The 16,507-nt window shown below is 72.0% G+C and carries 16 protein-coding genes; 12 read left to right on the plus strand and 4 right to left on the minus strand.

What is annotated here, in order from left to right:
- On the plus strand, nucleotides 1-1,355 hold a 1,355-nt coding region (locus tag ABLM29_RS15130; RefSeq protein WP_349714965.1), incomplete at its 5' end, for a LamG-like jellyroll fold domain-containing protein.
- A gap of 42 nt (nucleotides 1,356-1,397) precedes the next feature.
- Here the strand turns inward: ABLM29_RS15130 and ABLM29_RS15135 are convergent.
- Nucleotides 1,398-2,366 carry a DUF6492 family protein gene (locus ABLM29_RS15135; protein ID WP_349714966.1) on the minus strand — a complete coding sequence of 323 codons (969 nt, stop codon included), beginning with the start codon at nucleotides 2,364-2,366 and terminating at the stop codon, nucleotides 1,398-1,400.
- A gap of 286 nt (nucleotides 2,367-2,652) precedes the next feature.
- Here ABLM29_RS15135 and ABLM29_RS15140 point away from each other — a divergent pair, with 286 nt between their 5' ends.
- From ABLM29_RS15140 to ABLM29_RS15150, 3 genes are all read left to right on the plus strand, one after another.
- Complete coding sequence (locus ABLM29_RS15140) at nucleotides 2,653-3,426, plus strand: hypothetical protein (protein WP_349714967.1); 774 nt, start codon at nucleotides 2,653-2,655, stop codon at nucleotides 3,424-3,426.
- A 142-nt stretch (nucleotides 3,427-3,568) separates the two neighbouring features.
- On the plus strand, nucleotides 3,569-4,369 hold the full coding sequence (locus tag ABLM29_RS15145; protein ID WP_349714968.1) for a GumC domain-containing protein: 801 nt from the start codon (nucleotides 3,569-3,571) through the stop codon (nucleotides 4,367-4,369).
- A complete protein-coding gene (locus ABLM29_RS15150) occupies nucleotides 4,366-5,745 on the plus strand; it encodes an O-antigen ligase family protein (protein ID WP_349714969.1) in 1,380 nt (459 codons plus the stop codon). Before ABLM29_RS15145 ends, ABLM29_RS15150 begins: the two co-directional genes overlap by 4 nt.
- 33 nt (nucleotides 5,746-5,778) lie before the next feature.
- Here the strand turns inward: ABLM29_RS15150 and ABLM29_RS15155 are convergent, their stop codons facing one another.
- Both ABLM29_RS15155 and ABLM29_RS15160 read right to left on the minus strand, forming a co-directional pair.
- Nucleotides 5,779-6,795 carry an NAD-dependent epimerase/dehydratase family protein gene (locus ABLM29_RS15155; protein WP_349714971.1) on the minus strand — a complete coding sequence of 339 codons (1,017 nt, stop codon included), beginning with the start codon at nucleotides 6,793-6,795 and terminating at the stop codon, nucleotides 5,779-5,781.
- Between the two features lie 50 nt (nucleotides 6,796-6,845).
- Nucleotides 6,846-7,763 (minus strand): phytanoyl-CoA dioxygenase family protein, encoded by a 918-nt coding sequence (locus ABLM29_RS15160; RefSeq protein ID WP_349714972.1) that lies wholly within the window; start codon nucleotides 7,761-7,763, stop codon nucleotides 6,846-6,848.
- A 182-nt stretch (nucleotides 7,764-7,945) separates the two neighbouring features.
- Here ABLM29_RS15160 and ABLM29_RS15165 point away from each other — a divergent pair, with 182 nt between their 5' ends.
- The 6 genes from ABLM29_RS15165 to ABLM29_RS15190 all read left to right on the plus strand — a co-directional run bounded on the left by ABLM29_RS15165 (nucleotide 7,946) and on the right by ABLM29_RS15190 (nucleotide 11,981).
- On the plus strand, nucleotides 7,946-8,731 hold the full coding sequence (locus tag ABLM29_RS15165; protein ID WP_349714973.1) for an SDR family NAD(P)-dependent oxidoreductase: 786 nt from the start codon (nucleotides 7,946-7,948) through the stop codon (nucleotides 8,729-8,731).
- A 153-nt stretch (nucleotides 8,732-8,884) separates the two neighbouring features.
- On the plus strand, nucleotides 8,885-9,193 hold the full coding sequence (locus ABLM29_RS15170) for a PqqD family protein (RefSeq protein ID WP_349714974.1): 309 nt from the start codon (nucleotides 8,885-8,887) through the stop codon (nucleotides 9,191-9,193).
- 17 nt (nucleotides 9,194-9,210) lie between these two features.
- Nucleotides 9,211-9,336: a lasso RiPP family leader peptide-containing protein gene (locus tag ABLM29_RS15175; RefSeq protein ID WP_349714975.1), complete on the plus strand. Its 126-nt coding sequence runs from the start codon at nucleotides 9,211-9,213 to the stop codon at nucleotides 9,334-9,336.
- Between the two features lie 104 nt (nucleotides 9,337-9,440).
- Complete coding sequence (locus ABLM29_RS15180) at nucleotides 9,441-10,580, plus strand: asparagine synthase-related protein (RefSeq protein WP_349714976.1); 1,140 nt, start codon at nucleotides 9,441-9,443, stop codon at nucleotides 10,578-10,580.
- A 47-nt stretch (nucleotides 10,581-10,627) separates the two neighbouring features.
- On the plus strand, nucleotides 10,628-11,035 hold the full coding sequence (locus tag ABLM29_RS15185) for a lasso peptide biosynthesis B2 protein (RefSeq protein ID WP_349714977.1): 408 nt from the start codon (nucleotides 10,628-10,630) through the stop codon (nucleotides 11,033-11,035).
- Nucleotides 11,028-11,981 carry a hypothetical protein gene (locus ABLM29_RS15190; protein WP_349714979.1) on the plus strand — a complete coding sequence of 318 codons (954 nt, stop codon included), beginning with the start codon at nucleotides 11,028-11,030 and terminating at the stop codon, nucleotides 11,979-11,981. Before ABLM29_RS15185 ends, ABLM29_RS15190 begins: the two co-directional genes overlap by 8 nt.
- 22 nt (nucleotides 11,982-12,003) lie before the next feature.
- Here the strand turns inward: ABLM29_RS15190 and ABLM29_RS15195 are convergent, their stop codons facing one another.
- On the minus strand, nucleotides 12,004-13,128 hold the full coding sequence (locus tag ABLM29_RS15195) for a nucleotidyltransferase domain-containing protein (protein ID WP_349714980.1): 1,125 nt from the start codon (nucleotides 13,126-13,128) through the stop codon (nucleotides 12,004-12,006).
- A gap of 116 nt (nucleotides 13,129-13,244) precedes the next feature.
- Between ABLM29_RS15195 and ABLM29_RS15200 the strand changes: the two genes are divergently transcribed.
- Nucleotides 13,245-15,110 (plus strand): ABC transporter ATP-binding protein, encoded by a 1,866-nt coding sequence (locus ABLM29_RS15200; RefSeq protein ID WP_349714981.1) that lies wholly within the window; start codon nucleotides 13,245-13,247, stop codon nucleotides 15,108-15,110.
- 140 nt (nucleotides 15,111-15,250) lie between these two features.
- Nucleotides 15,251-16,480: a methyltransferase domain-containing protein gene (locus tag ABLM29_RS15205; protein ID WP_349714983.1), complete on the plus strand. Its 1,230-nt coding sequence runs from the start codon at nucleotides 15,251-15,253 to the stop codon at nucleotides 16,478-16,480.
- The last annotated feature ends 27 nt before the right edge of the window (nucleotides 16,481-16,507 follow it).

Below are 16,507 nucleotides of genomic sequence, written 5' to 3' on the forward strand. Positions count from 1 at the left end.
GCTTCGGCGATGCCGGGTTGAGTGCTGACACCGTGTACCGGTACCGGGTCCGGGCGGTCGACGCCGCGGGGAACGTGGGTGACTACTCGAACGTCGCGAGCGCGACCACGCCCGCCGCGCCGGACGTGGCGGCGCCGACCGCGCCGGCGGCGCTGAGCGCCGTGGCCACGCCGAGCGGCCCCATCGACCTGACGTGGGACCCGTCGACGGACGACGTGGGCGTCGCCGGGTACCGGGTCGAGCGGTGCACGGGCTCCGGGTGCACCGACTATGCCGAGATCGGGCAGCCGTCGACGACGGCGTACACCGACTCGGCCACCCAGCCGTCGACCGTGTACCGCTACCGGGTGCGGGCCGAGGACGCGGCGGGGAACCTCAGCCCCTACACGAACGTCGTGGCCGCGACGACCGCCGGCCTGCCCGACACGACCCCGCCGACGGCACCGAGCGGCCTCACCGTGACGGTCGGCTCCAGCACCTTGCTGAACGTGGCGTGGACGGCGTCCACCGACGACGTGGGCGTCGACTCCTACGTGGTCGAGCGCTGCCAGGGGACGGCCTGCGCGACGTTCGACCCGGTCGCCACGCCGACCGCGACCTCCTACGCCGACGGCGACGTCGTCCCGGATGCGAGCTACAGCTATCGGGTGATGGCGGTCGACGCGGCAGGCAACGCCAGCGACTACTCGGCGGTGGCGTCGGCGTCGACGCCGCCCGCGCCGACGGGGCCGCCAGGGCTCGTCGCGGGCTGGTCGTTTGACGAGGCTTCCGGATCGACGGTCGCGGACCTGTCGGGCAACGGGAACGACGGCGCGGTCCTGGGCGGGACCTCGTGGGTGTCTGGCAAGTACGGCGGTGCCCTGTCGTTCGATGGTGCGAGCGGTCGGGTGAGCGTGCCGGCGTCGGCATCGTTGGACCTGTCCTCGGCGATGACGTTGATGGCGTGGATCGAGCCGACGGCGTCGCAGAGCGGGTGGCGCACCATCATGCAGCGCGAGACGGATGCCTACTTCCTCAACGCCAGCAACTCGACGGGGGCGCTGCGGCCCTCCGGCGGCGGAACGATCGGCGGCGGCGCGGCCTTCGTCACCGGTACGACGGCGAGCCCGGTCGGGCAGTGGACCCACGTGGCGTTGACCTATGACGGGGCCGAGCTCCGGTTGTACGTGAACGGTCAGCTCGCCGCGTCGTCGCCGAAGGGCGGCGCCGTGCAGAGCACGTCGAATCCCCTCTCCATCGGCGGCAACAGCCCCTACGGCGAGTACTTCCAGGGCCTGATCGACGAGGCGCGGGTCTACGACCGGGCGCTGTCGGCCGCCGACGTCCAGGCGGCGATGGCCACACCTCTGAGCTGAGCCCCGACCCGGAGCCGAGGGACTGTGTCGTGCGGTCCGGCGTCAGCCGTCGGCTCCGGTCGACCCGGGAGTGCCGTCCGCGATCCGGTCTATCATCGCCCGGCGCTCGGCCAGGGTGAACCGCTCCGTCGACTGGATCGCCACCCCGACCTGGCCGGGTGTGAAGCCGTCGAGGAACCCCTCGACGCCGTCGCTGGTCGTCAGGTCGTAGAACCACCCGGCATGCACCAGGTCGTCGGCCGTGCGGCAATGGCCGGACTCGTCGTCGCCGAGCACCAGGTCGGCGAAGATGCCGTAGAGGATGTACTCGGAGAACCGCTGCTGACGCGCGATCACCCGGTCCCACCGGCGGCCAGCCACCTCCGCGAGACGGCGCTGCAGGCGGAGCACGTTGGAACGGCGCCACGTGATCAGGTTGCCGATGTAGTCGGCGCCCGTGTACCCGCTGACGCTCAGCCCCAGGAGCCTCGCGCTGACGTCGTGCCATCGGATGTGGCTCGGCAGGTCCGCGGTGGCGCCGGCGACGCGGTAGAGGCGGACCGAGCCCGCGCGTGCGAGGTGCTCGAGCGTCAGGGGAGCCACCAGGACGATGTCGCTGTCGGCGAAGACGACGATCTCGCGGTCGGTGATGGCATCCGCGGACAGCTTGACGATCTGCTGGATGATCCATCCGCGGGCGACGCCACGCGGTGTCACCCAGATCTCCCGCACCTGGCGGCTGAACCGCCCGATCGTGATCCGTCGCGGGGCGGGGATCTTCCGGTAGCCGCGGGGGAGCACGGACTCGACCGCGATGACGCGACGCGACGGCCCCGCAAGGGGCTCGAACAGGGCGAGGTCCGACCGCGGGACGACGAGCACGTGCTCGGCGCCGTCGGGCAGGTGTGCGTCCACGCTGCGGCAGAGCTCCTGCGCGATCGCCAGGTCGCCGCGATAGCTCACGGTGACGATCGAGACGTCCGCCGAGGTCAGTGGCTCCGTCGGAGCCCCAGGAGCTTGCTGGTCGTTCACACGGTTCTCCTCCCGTCGCGTGCGACCGCGCCTGGCTGCCGCCCTGGCCCCCGCCAGGACTCTAGCCAGGTGTCGTCGGCGCGGCGCCTGATCCGGCCCCAGCCCGTTCCCGATTCGACCCCGTGCTCGACAGTCCCCGCAGGCAGGTCGTCCACGCCATCCCCGAAATGGGTGATCGGGCAACGGGGGGTGGGCCGAATCGGCCGAAACCTCTTGGAGACTGGCGCGCAACGGGAATGGCGATCGGGGGCAGGGCGTGGACTTCTGGCACAGGATGATCGCTCTCGTGCGCCGGCCATCGGTCCTGATCCCGGCGCTGGTGGTGGCGTCGACCCTGGCGGCGCTCGCCTACGTCGCGACTCCGCCCCGCTACGTCTCGAGCGCCACCCTGGTGATGGCCACCACCGAGTACGGCAGCACCGAGTACGACGACCCCGGCATCCCGGCGAACCTCACCAACCCCATGCTGAACTTCGCGGACAGCCTGCGTACGGCGGCGGCGATCCTGATCAGGGCGATGAACACGCCGGAGGTCTTCGACGCCCTCGGCGTCGAGGGCGGCACCACGTTGGTGATCGGTGACGGGAGCGCGGATCCCCAGCTGCTCGGGGTGAACGGTCCCTTCGTCTCGCTGTCAGCGACCGGCTCCTCGCCGGAGGAGGTGGAAGCACTGCTGCGTCGGGCGGAGGAGATGATGATGTCGAACCTCCGTGAGTGGCAGTCCAAGCTCAAGGCACCCGAGCGCACGTTCGTCACCCTGGCCGAGGTAGTGCCGCCGAGCGAGCCCGAGGCGGACCGCTCGAGGACGATCCGCAGGGTCGTCTTCGCGTTCCTCGCCGGCCTGGTGATGGGCCTGGGCGGTGTCTACGTGACCCAGCGGCTGATCGCCCTGCGGCGGCGCATACGCCCGGGGACCGATGACGACGATGCCGATCGAACGGAGGCCGTCCCGGTCGGTGGGCTCGGCGACCGCGATGGCGATGGCGCGGTCCGGGATGAGCCGGGCGAGGGCGGCCGGGCCGAGGACCGGCCGACCGCGGTGCGAGCCCGCGGTGGGTGATCTCGTCCCGTCGCGGGACCGCGGGCGCACGCCCGCCGCCCGCCGCGTGGACCCGGTCACGCCGGCGGTTCCGGTGCCGGCCGTCCCAGGAAGCCGCCGCATCCGATCCCGCTGCGCGGCGATCAGCTGAACGGAGAAGGTGATGGATTTCTGGCAGACCGTGCTGGTGGTCTTCCGCCGGTGGTACATCGCCCTGCCGGTCTTCCTCGGGACGCTGCTCCTGTCGACGCTCGCCTATGGGGCTTCCCCGACCGTCTTCCAGTCGAACAGCGTGCTGGTGCTGACCACGCCCGTCGAGGGCGGCACCCAGTCCGGCTCGGTGGACGATCGGTCGCGGGTCAGCTACACCAACCCGCTGCTGAGCTTCTCCTCCAGCCTCAACCTCACGGCGACGCTGCTGATCCAGGAGATGCAGAACCCCCAGACGGCCGCGGCCCTCGGCGTACGGCCCGGCGGCTCCCTCGACTACGTGGTGAACAACGGGACGTCCAACCCCGAGCTCCTCCAGACGGGGCCCTTCGTCTTCATCTCGGCGACGGGGCCGACGCCGGGCCTCGCCCAAGAGATGGCGGAGCGGGTCGCCGATCGGGTCGCGGACGACCTCGCGCGCCGGCAGCGGGAGCTGAAGGCTCCGCGGTCGACACACATCGGGATCGAGCGAGTCGTCTCGGCGACGCCCGCGCAACCGCTGATCGGCAGCTCGCGGAGAGCCGCCGCGGCGTCGCTCGCGCTCGCTGCCTTCCTGACGCTGGCCGCGGTGTACGGGGCCGACAGCTTCTTCGAGTGGCGGAGCAGGCGCCGGAACCGACGCGGGCCCGCGCCGAGCGGAGCGGGCGTCGAGCCGCCGGCCGAGGCGGACGACCCGGTGCGGGCGGGCGCGGGCGTCTCGTCGGGGAGCCCGCTGCCACCCGACGATGCTCCTCGGCACCGGGGCTCCACATGAGGCTGCGGAACCCCGCGCGGCCACCGGCGACGCGCGCGGGCGTGATCGCCGGGGGACGCACGGCGGACATGGCGACCATCCTCGCCATCTTCGTGGCGCTGCAGTTCCTGCTGCCCTCGAAGCTGGTCCTCGGGATGCTCCCGGTCTCGCTGTCGCCGGCGTCGTTGCTCGCATTGTCCATCGGGCTGCTCTGGCTCTGCGCCCAGATGACCACGACGCTCGGTGCCGCCAAGGGGCGCAACCCCGTTCGGACGATGCTGTTCTGCTACGCCATCGCGCTCGTCGCGTCCTACGGCAGCGCCAGCTTCGGGTACCTCGCGGCCGACGAGCGTGACAACAGCGACCACGCGATCGTGATCGTGTTCTCGCTGATCTTCGTGGCGCTCGCCGCGTGCGACGGGATCCGGACGCGCGAGCGGGTGTACTTCCTGCTGCGCGTCATGGTCGTCTGCGCCGCACTCGTCGGGATCGTCGGCATCCTGCAGTTCCTCGTCGGGTTCGACCTCACGGCCCACATGCAGCTGCCGGGAACGTACTTCTCCAACGACTACTCGGCCGTGAGCAGCCGCGCCGGGCTGCGCCGCGTCGGGGCGACCACCACCCATCCGATCGAGTACGCGGTCTTCAGCGCGATGATGCTGCCCCTCGCGGTGCACCTGGCGTTCCGGAGTGCGTCCGCGGGACGCTCCCCCCGGTTCTGGTGGGCGTGCGTCGGTGTGATCGGGACGGGCGTGCTCTTCGCGGTGTCGAGGTCGGGCATCGTCGCCTTCGCGAGCGCGGCCATCGTCCTGGTCATCGGATGGCCGGCGCACCGTCGCAAGCTGATGATCGGCGTCGGTGTCGCGCTCCTCGTGGCGATGAAGCTCGTCGCACCCGGCCTGCTGGGCACCTTCGTCGGTCTCTTCCGGAACGCGGGCAACGACACCAGCATCTCCTGGCGCACCCACGACTACGCGACCGCTCGCGAGCTGATCGCCCAGCACCCGTGGCTCGGCCGAGGCATCGGGACGTGGTACGCGCCGAAGCACGAGGTCTTCGACAACCAGTACCTCGGTGCGCTCGTCGAGACCGGCATCCTCGGGTTGGTGACCTTCCTGGGGATCCTGGTGGCGGCGGTCTATGCCGCGTGGCGGGTCCGGTCGCTGGCGCGGACCCATGCCGCGTCGCTTCCGACGGCCGAGTGGGACCGGGACCTGGCGCTGGCGCTGGTGGCGGCGATCGTCCCGGTGTTCCCGGCCTACGCGACCTTCGACTTCGCCGCCTTCCTCACCGCGACCTCGCTGGCCTACCTCCTGGTCGGGATCAGCGGGGCGCACCTCCGGATCGTGCGCGACGAGGTCGAGGGCGTGCCGATCGATCCGTACGCCGTCCGCTGAGCGACGCGCCGAACGCCGTCCGGGCGCCCCGGCTCAGATGCGGTGCAGCATCTCGTCGAGGGCTCCGCCGTCCTTGAGGGCGTTGATGCGCTCGAGGCGCACGAAGGTCCGCTCGAACTGCTCGCTGGTGAGCCCGTACTGCTGCATCTGCTGCGCGAGCTGGTCGATGCCGTCCGGCACGGTCCACTGCGGGCGGAACGCCGGCAGCAGTCGGCCGATCTTGCCGAAGTCGACGCGGTAGTCGCGCTTGTCCGCGGAGGCGCCCGCCGCGAAGGTGACCGGTGCTCCGGTCTTCTCGGCGACGGCCTCGGCGATCGTTCGGATCTGCACGACGTCCTCGTCGCGTCCCACGTTGAACGCCTGGTCGTGGACCACCGACCGGTCGGCGGCCAGCATGGCGAGGAACGCGCGGCTGATGTCCTCGGCATGGACCAGCGGGCGCCAGGGCGAGCCGTCGCTCTGCAGGCGCACCTCGCCCCGGGTCAACGCGGTGCCGGTGAGGTTGTTGACCACGATGTCGGCCCGCAGCCGCGGGCTGGCGCCGTAGGCGGTCGCGTTGCGCAGGTACGTCGGGCTGAACGCGTCGTCGGCGAGCTTGCTGATCAGCTCCTCGGCCATCACCTTGCTGGCGCCGTAGGGCGTCACCGGGTTGAACGGGCTCTCCTCGGTCACGGCGTCGTCACCGGCGGCGCCGTACAGCGAGCAGGAGGAGGAGAAGAGGTAGCGCGGCACGCCGGCGTCGCGGGCAGCCTCGGCCAGGTGCGCCGCGCCGAAGGCGTTGACCGAGAACGTCGCATCGGCGTTCAGGTGGCCCACCGGGTCGTTGGAGATCGCCGCGAGGTTGATCACCGCGTCGAAGCCCGCGAGGTCCGCGCCGGTCTGGTCGCGGATGTCCCCGGTGCGCGACTCGTAGCCGGTCGGCTGGGGGCCGAAGTCGCATCCGTCGTACCAGCCGGCATCGAGTCCGACCACCTCGTGGCCGGCCTCCAGCAGCATCGGCACCAGGACGGCGCCGATGTAGCCGCGGTCGCCTGCAACCAGAACACGCATCCACTGCACCTTTCGTCCGGGGCGCGTGGCGCCCCACCGTGATCCGACTCTCAGCCGCCGTAGATCGCGTGCGCCAGCAGTTCGTCCGGCACACCCACGTCGTACGGTGCGATGACGTCGGCGGGCAGGCGCTCCAGGTCCGAGACCCGCAGGTAGTCGCGCATCGTGGTCCCCGTGCAGTGGGAGTCGACGTTGACCGCGCCGCGGCCCGTCTCCACGTCGGCCCGGTGCACGACGCGGAAGTCGACGCTGATCCGGGTCCGACCCGAGGTGTTCGGGACGGAGGAGTGCAACTGCGCGCCGGAGAAGACCATCACCCCGCCGACGGGCGGCACCGGTCGGATCTGCGGGTCCAGGTCGACCGGCTCCTCCGGCTTGGGCTGGTCACGCGTGTCCACGCCGATCTGCGATGCGGCGATCGCTCGGCTGTCGCGGTTCCAGGCGTAGTAGTTGTACCGCGCGCTGCCGTTCGCGATGCCCCGGTCGAAGTACTGCGGGTGGAAGGCGACGACGTTGTCGGGCGTCACGTCGTAGATCGGGAGCCACCAGTTCACCTGCATCATCGGCGCCGAGTACCACGTGTCGCGGTGCGGGTGGAAGGCGTACGCGATGCCGGTCGTCAGGTAGCTGTCGGATGTCGAAGTGCGCAGCCTCGGCACGTCGAAGTAGGTCAGCTCGGGGTCGCAGCCCTGCTCGACCAGGATCTCCCGCAGGTGCGTCTTCGACTCGGGGTGGTGGATGAACGCGGGCTTGAGGGCCCCCAGCACGGTGGCGTAGTCGGCCACATCCATCTCGTACTGGGCCGTCTCCGGGTCGAGGCCGCCGAAGGCGTCCTCGATCATGCCGCGGGTGAACGAGACGAACGCGTCGATCGCCGCGGAGTTCGTGTGGACATAGATGTCGCCGGTGTAGAGGCCGGCGCGCCGATCATCGTCGGAGCACTGCGGGTCGACGATCACACTGGTCACCTTGGCCTCCAGCCACTCGGACTCTGTTGCCGTTGTCGTCATCACAGTCGACGGCCGCCGAAACTCCACGGCGCGGTCTCCCGATTACCTGAGATTGGGGACCGTGTCCGCGGCTCGGGGGCGGTGCCCCGCAGCGGGCGCAAACGGGTGTGAAGCGGCCGCCCAGCGGCGATACTGCGGTCGTGGATCTCGAGCTGTCGGGCAAGCGGGCGTTCGTCACCGGCGGGAGCCGCGGCATCGGTCTGGCGATCGCGCGCGCTCTGGCGGCCGAGGGTGCTGTCGTCACGATCGGGGCCCGCTCGCGTGAGGGGCTGACCCACGCGGTGCAGACCCTCGCTGGCGAGGGTCTGGCCGTGAGCCCGGTGGTGGTGGACGTGACGGACTCCGCTGCGCTGGAGGACGCCGTCCAGGGCTCGGCGGAGGCTCAGGGCGGCCTGGACCTCCTGGTCGCCAACGCGGGCGGGGCCAGGGGCGGAGGGCTGCAGAGCTCGACGCCCGAGGACTGGATGCACACGTTCGGCATCAACGTGGTCCACGCGGCGACCGCGATCCGGGCGGCGGTGCCGTGGCTGGCGGCATCCGGGCAGGGGGCGGCGGTGGTGATCGCCTCGATCAGCGGCTGGAAGTCACGGGCGAGCTCGTCGTACGCCGCGGCGAAGGCGGCCGAGATCCACCTCGCGCCCGCCCTCGCCGTCGAGCTGGCGAGGGAGAGGATCCGGGTCAACGCGCTCAGCCCGGGGTCGGTGATGTTCGACGTCGGGCGGTGGGCGTCGACCCGCGCCGCGGACCCGGTCGCCCACGACCGGTTCGTGGCCGACAACCTGCCGTGGGGACGTTTCGTCACTGCGGAGGAGGTCGCCGACGCCGTCTGCTTCCTGCTGAGCCCGCGTGCCAGTGGCATCAACGGCGCCCACCTCGCCGTCGACGGGGCGCAGGACAGACCCACCGATCGGCCGGTCTATCCCTGACCCGGCGGCAGGCCGGTTCCACCGGCACCCGGCTACCGCAATGTGAGTATCTGCCCCCGGCCGGGGCGACGCCGCTCGGCCGAGGACCTAAGTTGCCCATGGACGCTCCGGTCCGGTCCGGTGGGTCTTGTGCGGGGATCGCTAGGGGGACCTGTGAGGCTCAGGGACGATGACGTCACGTGGCGCGAGATCGATGGCGAGATGGTCATCCTGGACCTGCAGTCATCGGCCTACCTCACCGCCAACGCCGCCGGAACCCTCCTCCTGAAGCGGCTCGTCGAGCCGACCACGGCGCCAGCGCTGGCCCAGGTCCTCGTGGAGGCGTTCGACGTCCCGGCATCGGTCGCCGCGCGCGACGTCGCGGCCTTCCTCGACCTGCTGGACCAGCGCGGACTGCTCGATCGCGAGGACGAGCAGCACAGTCGCCACCCGTCGCACGCGGCGACCGGTGATCGGTCCTGAAGGGGGGAGGTGAACAGATGAAGGCGGACTACGAGGCGCCGACGCTCGTCGAGGTCGGCTCGGTCAGGGACCTGACGCTCGGCAAGATCGGCCGGGGTAGCGAGGACGAGATCTTCTGGTTCCTCGACCTGTTCCTGAGCTAGGACGAGTGATGGCAGCACACAGCCGGGGGGTGCGGCGGGCACCCTCCCGCCGGCCCCCCGGTTCGCCGCCCGGCGAGACCCCGTCGTCGACGCCGGATCCGTTCGTGCGCCCCGGGCCGCTGGAGGCCGCGGCCTGCTGGGTCTACGGCTCGCTACCGGATGCGCCGCATCCGGGCAGCCGCAGCAGCCCGCGACGGGCGCTCGACGACGTGATCCGTCCGGCGCTGACGAACGGTCCGTGCTTCGTGACCTTCTCCGGCGGCCGGGACTCCTCCGCGGTGCTGGCCGCCGCGACCGCGCTGGCGCGCCGCGAGGACCTGCCGCTCCCGATCCCCGTGACGAAGGTCTACCCGGACCTGCCGGAGGCCGACGAGGAGTCGTGGCAGCGGATGGTGATCGAGCATCTCGGCCTGGCGGACTGGGTCAGGCTCGAGTTCCGGAACGGGGAGGCCGAGCTGCTCGGCGACGCGGCCCGTGCGGCCGTGCGCAGGCACGGGGTGCTGTGGCCGCCGGCGATGCAGGCCGCGGAAGCGGTGTACACGCGCATCGGCGCGGGGTCGCTGCTGACCGGCGAGGGAGGCGACGCCGTGCTGGGACCCCGCCGGATCGACCCGCTCCTCGCTCTCGGCCGATCGCGTCGCCCACACCGACGGTTGCTCTCCGCCGCCGCGGTGGCGGCGTCGCCCCGACCGGTGCGACGCCGAATCGTCGAGCGCGCGGTGAGCGAGAGCCACCAGAGCCGCTGGCTGCGCCCGGAGGCCCTGGCGCGGCACGCTCGGCTCTACGCCGACGACACCGCGGCGGAGCGGCTCCGCGCCGATCTGGGCGCGTGGTCCTACACCCGGCTGCGGGCGTTCGCGACGGTGACCCACAACCGGGTGGCGTCGGCGGCCGAGCACGGCATCCGGGCATCCGACCCGCTCCTCGATCCGGGCTTCGTCGCGGCGTTGGCCCGCGAGGGCGGTCGACGGGGATTCGGGGGGCGCACCGCGACGATGACGGCGCTCTTCGCCGACGTCCTCCCCCCGGCGCTGCTCGCGCGTGGCACGAAGGCGTCGTTCGGACGAGCCCACAACGGCGAGGGAACCCGAGCGTTCGCCCGGGAGTGGGACGGCACCGGCGTCGACCACGCGTTGGTCGACGCCGACCGCCTGCGGGCGGTGTGGCTGTCGGACCAGCCGACGATGGCCGCTGGTGTGCTGCTGCACCAGGCGTGGCTGGCCGCGGGCGGGCCGGAGCTGTGAACAGGCTCCGGCTGGTGGCCCGGCGCGCCAGGCAGGTTCCAGCAGCGGTGGCGGTCGTCGTGGTGGCCGCGGTGGTGGAGGTCGGTCTTCGGGTGACCACGCTGCCACGGCTCGCGCGACTGCTCGGAGTCTCCCTCAAGCTGGGCGACCGGGTGGCAGCGCCGGGGCGACCGACGATCGGCGCGCTGCCGCCCCGCGCCGCGATGCAGGTGCGGATGACGCAGCGCGTGCTCCGTCGCTCGCCCTTCGGGAGCACCTGCCTGCGCCAGGCGCTGGTGAGCGGCCAGCGGATCCGACGGCTGGGGCCGGTGCTCCACATCGGCGTCGCCAAGATCGGTGGCGAGGTACGAGCGCACGCGTGGCTCGTCGTCGGCGGACGGGTGATCGACCCCGACTTCGGTGCGGTGCCGTATCGCGCCCTGATCCCGGTGCGGGAGGTGGTCGGCGATGACTGAGGTCGTGCGCCTGTACGGGATGACGATCCGGTCGGAGGTGCCGCTCCATCAGGACCGCCGCCGGAGCGACGGCGGGGCGATCGACCTCGAGGTCGCGATGGGCGAGCCGATGCGGCGTGACGACGCGACCCCGCCGGGACGGCTGCTGCTCGACCTGCGCGTCGACCGGCGGTTCTACGCCGCGACCGAGGAGCCCGACGGCTACCTGCTCAGGTTCTTCGGCTGCTGCGACGTGACGCTGGACCGCGGCCTCACCCGTGCCTCGGTGCGCCCGGTCGAGGGCGGGGACCGGGACCTCGTCACCGTACTGGTCTCCGGCGCGTTGCTCGCGTTCGTGCTGGCGATGAAGGGGACCCCCGTGCTGCACGCCAGCGCGGTGCAGGTCGGTGACGTCGCGCTCGGGTTCGTCGGCTCCTCCGGCATGGGGAAGTCCACGCTGGCGACGCTGATGTGCGCGGCCGGCGCTGCCCTGGTCACCGACGACGTCCTCGCCCTCGATCTGTCCGACCCACGCCCGAGATGTGCCCTGGGGGCGACGGAGCTCCGCCTGCGCGCCGCCGCGGCGGAGCTGGCCACGCAGTTCGAGGACGCGGTGCGGGTCAGGGTGACCTCCGACGCTCGTGAGGCGGTCTCCGCGCCTTCCTCCAGGGTCGAGCGCCTGCCCCTCGCCGGGCTCGTCGTGCCCCAGCCCGACCGGTCGCGCCGGCGGTCCGCCGCGGAGATCACGAGGGTCGACGAGCGGGACGCCCTGCTCCTGCTCGCCCGGTTCCCGAGGCTCCTCGGGTGGGTCGACAGCACCGTGCAGCGCCGCTCGTTCCAGCACCTCGGCGAGATCGCCGCGACCGTTCCGGTCTACCGGGCCGTCGTGCCGTGGGGACCGCCGTTCGATCCCGACCTCGCGCGCGACCTGCTGAGGGGCACACGACTGGCCGATGTGCGCATCTGAGGTCGGCTCGGGCCGGTCGAGGTCACCGGCGGCCCGCCGCACCGACCTCGACGGCCGTCAGGTAGCGCTCGACCTCGTCCGCGGTGGCGGGGACGCGGCGTGCCTGCGTCGGCTCGGGGAGGCGGGCCCGGTTGACGCCGCCGAGGACGGCGTTGCGGGCGGACTCGGCGAGGGTGGCGGCGGCGCCGGGGTGGGCGGCGCGCGCGACGAGCCGTGGCCACGACGCATCGCGGCGCACCGAGGGGATCGGCCAGGCGCGGTCGACGGACGCCGTCAGAGCACCGTACGCGGCGGACAGGCCGAGTGCGTGCCGGAGGCCGACGGGCGCCGGCGTGTCGAGCGTCCGCCGGCAGCGGCCGAGGACCAGAGCCACCTCGGGGGCGGTTCCCCACGACCCGGCGCGCTGCGTGACCGTGTCCCAGTCGATGACGCGGCGCGCGGCCTGGTCGACGTCGACCAGGTGGATCAGGCGCGCGGCGCCGGAGCGCGCGGCGTGGTGGCACAGGTGGAGCAGGGTGTCCGTGGCGTCGAAGGTGCGAACCTCGGACTGGCCCAGTCTCACCGGGACGCTGCGGCCGATCAGCTCCGCGGTCGGGATCGGGTACCGGCGGCGCAGCGATGCGGAGAGCACCAGGGACCAGTGCAGGTCGACGAGCACGCCGTGCTCGTTGATCATCTCGATCTCCCCGGTGACCTCGCCGTTGAGCAGGTCGTCGCGACTCGCGACCACCCGGAAGCCGGCATCGAGGAGCCGCTCGCAGGAGCGCCGGAGATCGCCGGCAGCGACCAGGACGTCGAGGTCGCGGTAGGAACGGGTCCCCGGAACCGGGTGGAGCGTCTCGGAGAGCACCGGACCCTTGAACGTCAGCCACTCGACGTCGGCCAGGGCCCTCGCGATGCGGGGGAGCGTCGCGAGCACCCGGAGGTGGTGCCAGGCCGCCTGCTGACGGTCGTCGCGCAGCGGCTCGGAGACGGCGCCGAGGCCGTCGGGAAGCGAGGCGGCGACCAGTGGTGCGACCCGGTGGAACCGCGCGGCGGTGACGAGCTCCGCGGGGGCGGTGGGGACATCCGGCAGCCTCGGAACGCGACCGCTGGTGGCATCGACCAGCGCGGAGCCGACGGCCCGCCGAAGGGTCGATCGTCGCATGCCGCCTCCTCGTCGCGGGGCATCCACCGCCGGCAAGTTAGCCGATGCCCCTCGGAGGGCGGATGCAAACGGTTGAATGACCACCCAGTTCGAGGGCACGGGAAGGAGGCGCGACCGTGACCACCGACGCGGGGCAGGTCGATCCGCTCGCGCTGCGCGTGGCCGCGCGGGGCGGCAGCAAGTCGCTCGGGCGGCTGTCCCGGCTCGTTCGTGCCTGCATCGTCCTCGTCTGGGCGTCCAGCAGGCGCCTGCTCGTGGTCCTGGTCGCTCTCCAACTGCTGGCCGCGGCGGCCCTCGCGGGTCAGGTCGTCGCCGTCCGGGCGGTGCTCGGCGCGATCCTCGAGGTACAGGACGGCTCCGCCGCCGCGGTCGTCCTGTGGCCGGTCGTGGGGCTCACCGCGCTCTCGGCGCTGGCGGCGGTCGCCGCCGCGCTGCAGACGCAGCTGCAGCGCCTGCTCGGCGAGACCGTGGCGAGGTCGATGTGGAGCAAGGTGCTGGCTGTCGCCACCGGCGTGGACCTGCGGCACTTCGAGTCGCCGGAGTTCTACAACCGGCTCAGCCGGGTCCAGGCCAATGCCGTGGCACGGCCGTTCCAGGTCACGCAGGGCCTGCTCGCCATGGGGGCGTCCGTCGCGGCCGGGGTGGGCCTCGGGGTCACCCTGGTGGCGATCTCGCCGGTGCTGGCGCCGCTGGTGGTGGTGGCCGGGCTCCCGCTGCTGCTGACCGCGCGGCACGAGTCCCGCCTGGAGTTCGACTTCGCGGTCCGGCAGACGCCCGCGCTCAGGCTGCGCAACTACTTCACGATGCTCCAGACCGGCCGTGACGAGGCCAAGGAGGTCCGGGCGTTCGGTCTCGCGCCCTGGCTGGGCGAACGGTTCCAGCGACTGTACGGCGACTACCTCGTCGACCTCCGGCGGCACGTCCTGCGACGTGCCGCCTGGAGCCTCGCGGGCCAGCTCGGCTCGGCCGTCGTCCTCGGCACCACGCTGCTCACGCTCGTGCTGCTCATCCAGCGCGGTGACATCGGCGTGGCCGAGGCGGGCGCAGCGATCGTCGCCGTTCGGCTCCTCGCGACCCAGGTGCAGGTGCTGTTCGGCGGCGTGCAGGCGATCTTCGAGTCCGGGCTCTTCCTCGAGGACCTGGACCAGTTCCTCACCCTCGGACGCACGGCGGTCGGCGAGGATCGGGGCGTCGATCCTCCGGACGGGTTCGGGGTCCTCCGCGTCGAGGGGGTCCGCTTCCGGTACCTCGGCTCCGAACGTGAGGCGCTGGGCGGGGTCGACATCGAGCTGCACGCGGGCGAGGTGGTCGCGCTGGTCGGGGAGAACGGCTCCGGGAAGACCACGCTGGCCAAGCTCCTCGCCGGCCTGTACACCCCGGACGGTGGTCGCATCCTGTGGGACGACCGTGACGCCGCCGACTTCCGCCCCTCCGCGCTGCGGCGCCGCGTGACGGTCGTGTTCCAGGACTTCGTCGCCTACGCGCTGACCGCCACGGAGAACATCCGGGTCGGCCGGATCGACCAACCCGCCGACGCAGGGCGGATCCGCGCGGCGGCGGCCGCCGCCGGCGCGGACGGTTTCCTGGACTCGCTGCCGGACGGCTTCGACACGGTCCTCTCCCGGCTCTTCGCGGGCGGGACCGACCTCTCCGGCGGGCAGTGGCAGCGGATGGCCCTCGCCCGTTCGTTCTATCGCGCGGCCCCTCTCGTCGTGCTGGACGAGCCGAGCGCGGCGCTCGACCCACGAGCGGAGCACGCCCTGTTCGCGAACCTCCGTGAGGCAATCAGCGACCGCACCGCCCTGTTCATCTCGCACCGCTTCTCGACGGTGCGCGGCGCCGACCGCATCTACGTGCTGCACGAGGGGGAGGTCGTCGAGCACGGCACCCATGCCGAGCTCATGGGCGTCGACGGTCGGTACGCCGAGCTGTTCCGCCTGCAGTCGCAGCTGGACGTCACCGACGGGGCCGGCGGGCCCTAGCGACCGGCCGGTGCCGCGCTGCAGCGCCGATACCCACTTGTGGGGAGTGTCGTCGCTATCCCTTCTCTTGCTGGGGCCCTGTCCCGAGGCTGTGAGGCGGAGGGTCTCAACATCGGGCGGGGCCTGTGAGGAGGGACGACGTGAGCGCACCGAAGTGCCGTCTGTGCTCGACCGAGCTGAACCACACCTTCGTCGACCTGGGGATGTCGCCGCCGTGCGAGAGCTATCTCGCGGCGGACCAGATCGACCAGGGCGAGACGTTCTACCCGTTGCACGTTCGCGTCTGCGAAGAGTGCTTGCTGGTTCAGCTCCCGGCGTACATCCCCGCCGAGGACATCTTCAGTGACTACGCCTACTTCTCGTCGTACTCCGACTCCTGGGTCCGCCACGCCAGCGACTTCGTCGACCTCGCGGTCGACCGGCTCGGGCTGGATGACGACTCGTTCATCGTCGAGGTCGCCAGCAACGACGGCTACCTGCTCCAGCACAGCGTCGCCAAGGGGATCCGGTCGCTCGGGATCGAGCCCGCCGCGAACATCGCCGAGGTCGCCAACGCCAAGGGCATCCCGACCGAGGTCATGTTCCTCGGCGAGGAGACCGGCACGAAGGTCGCGGACATCCACGGCAAGGCGGACTTGGTCGCTGCGAACAACGTCTTCGCCCACGTTCCCGACATCGTCGACTTCGCGAAGGGCCTGCGGGCGCTGGTCGCCGACGACGGCTACGTCAGCATCGAGATCCCGCACCTGCTCCGGCTGATCGACGGCAACGAGTACGACACGATCTACCACGAGCACTACTCCTACCTCTCGTTGCTGACGACGCAGCGCGTGCTCGCCCGGGCCGGACTGACCGTCGTGGACGTGCAGGAGCTGGCCAGCCACGGAGGTTCGCTGCGGACCTGGTCGACGCCGACCGAGAACGCCGGCGCGCCGAGCGGGAGCGTCGCCAAGGTGCTGGCCGACGAGGCGGCCGCCGGCCTGCACACGCTGGACGGGCACGCCGGGTTCGCCGAGCAGGTGGGCAAGGTCCGCGACGACCTGATGGAGTTCCTGATCGAGTGCCGTCGCGCGGGCAAGAAGGTGGCGGCGTACGGCGCTCCGGGCAAGGGCAACACGCTGCTGAACCACTGCGGCATCCGGGCGGACCTGCTCTCCTTCGCCGTCGACCGGAACCCGCACAAGCACGGCCGTTTCCTTCCGGGGACGCACATCCCGATCAGCCCGGTCGAGCGTCTTGCCGAGGAGCGCCCCGAAGTCATCGTGATCATGCCCTGGAACCTGCGGGCCGAGATCACCGCACAGCTGGAGTACACGCGCGAGTGGGGCGCGCAGCTGGCCGTGGCGCTGCCGCGGCTCGAAGTCTTCTGAACCGCTCGACGATCGACAGGACGGAGA

Origin of the sequence: Nocardioides sp. YIM 152588 (genome assembly GCF_040191335.1) — a bacterium.
Taxonomy (GTDB): domain Bacteria; phylum Actinomycetota; class Actinomycetes; order Propionibacteriales; family Nocardioidaceae; genus Nocardioides.

Bases quoted from the DNA above. Each gene is read 5' to 3' on its own strand.
- ABLM29_RS15190 (WP_349714979.1), top strand. From the start codon at position 11,028: ATGACTGAGGTCGTGCGCCTGTACGGGATGACGATCCGGTCGGAGGTG.
- ABLM29_RS15175 (WP_349714975.1), top strand. From the start codon at position 9,211: ATGAAGGCGGACTACGAGGCGCCGACGCTCGTCGAGGTCGGCTCGGTC.
- ABLM29_RS15195 (WP_349714980.1), bottom strand. From the start codon at position 13,128: ATGCGACGATCGACCCTTCGGCGGGCCGTCGGCTCCGCGCTGGTCGAT.
- ABLM29_RS15155 (WP_349714971.1), bottom strand. From the start codon at position 6,795: ATGCGTGTTCTGGTTGCAGGCGACCGCGGCTACATCGGCGCCGTCCTG.
- ABLM29_RS15150 (WP_349714969.1), top strand. From the start codon at position 4,366: ATGAGGCTGCGGAACCCCGCGCGGCCACCGGCGACGCGCGCGGGCGTG.
- ABLM29_RS15145 (WP_349714968.1), top strand. From the start codon at position 3,569: ATGGATTTCTGGCAGACCGTGCTGGTGGTCTTCCGCCGGTGGTACATC.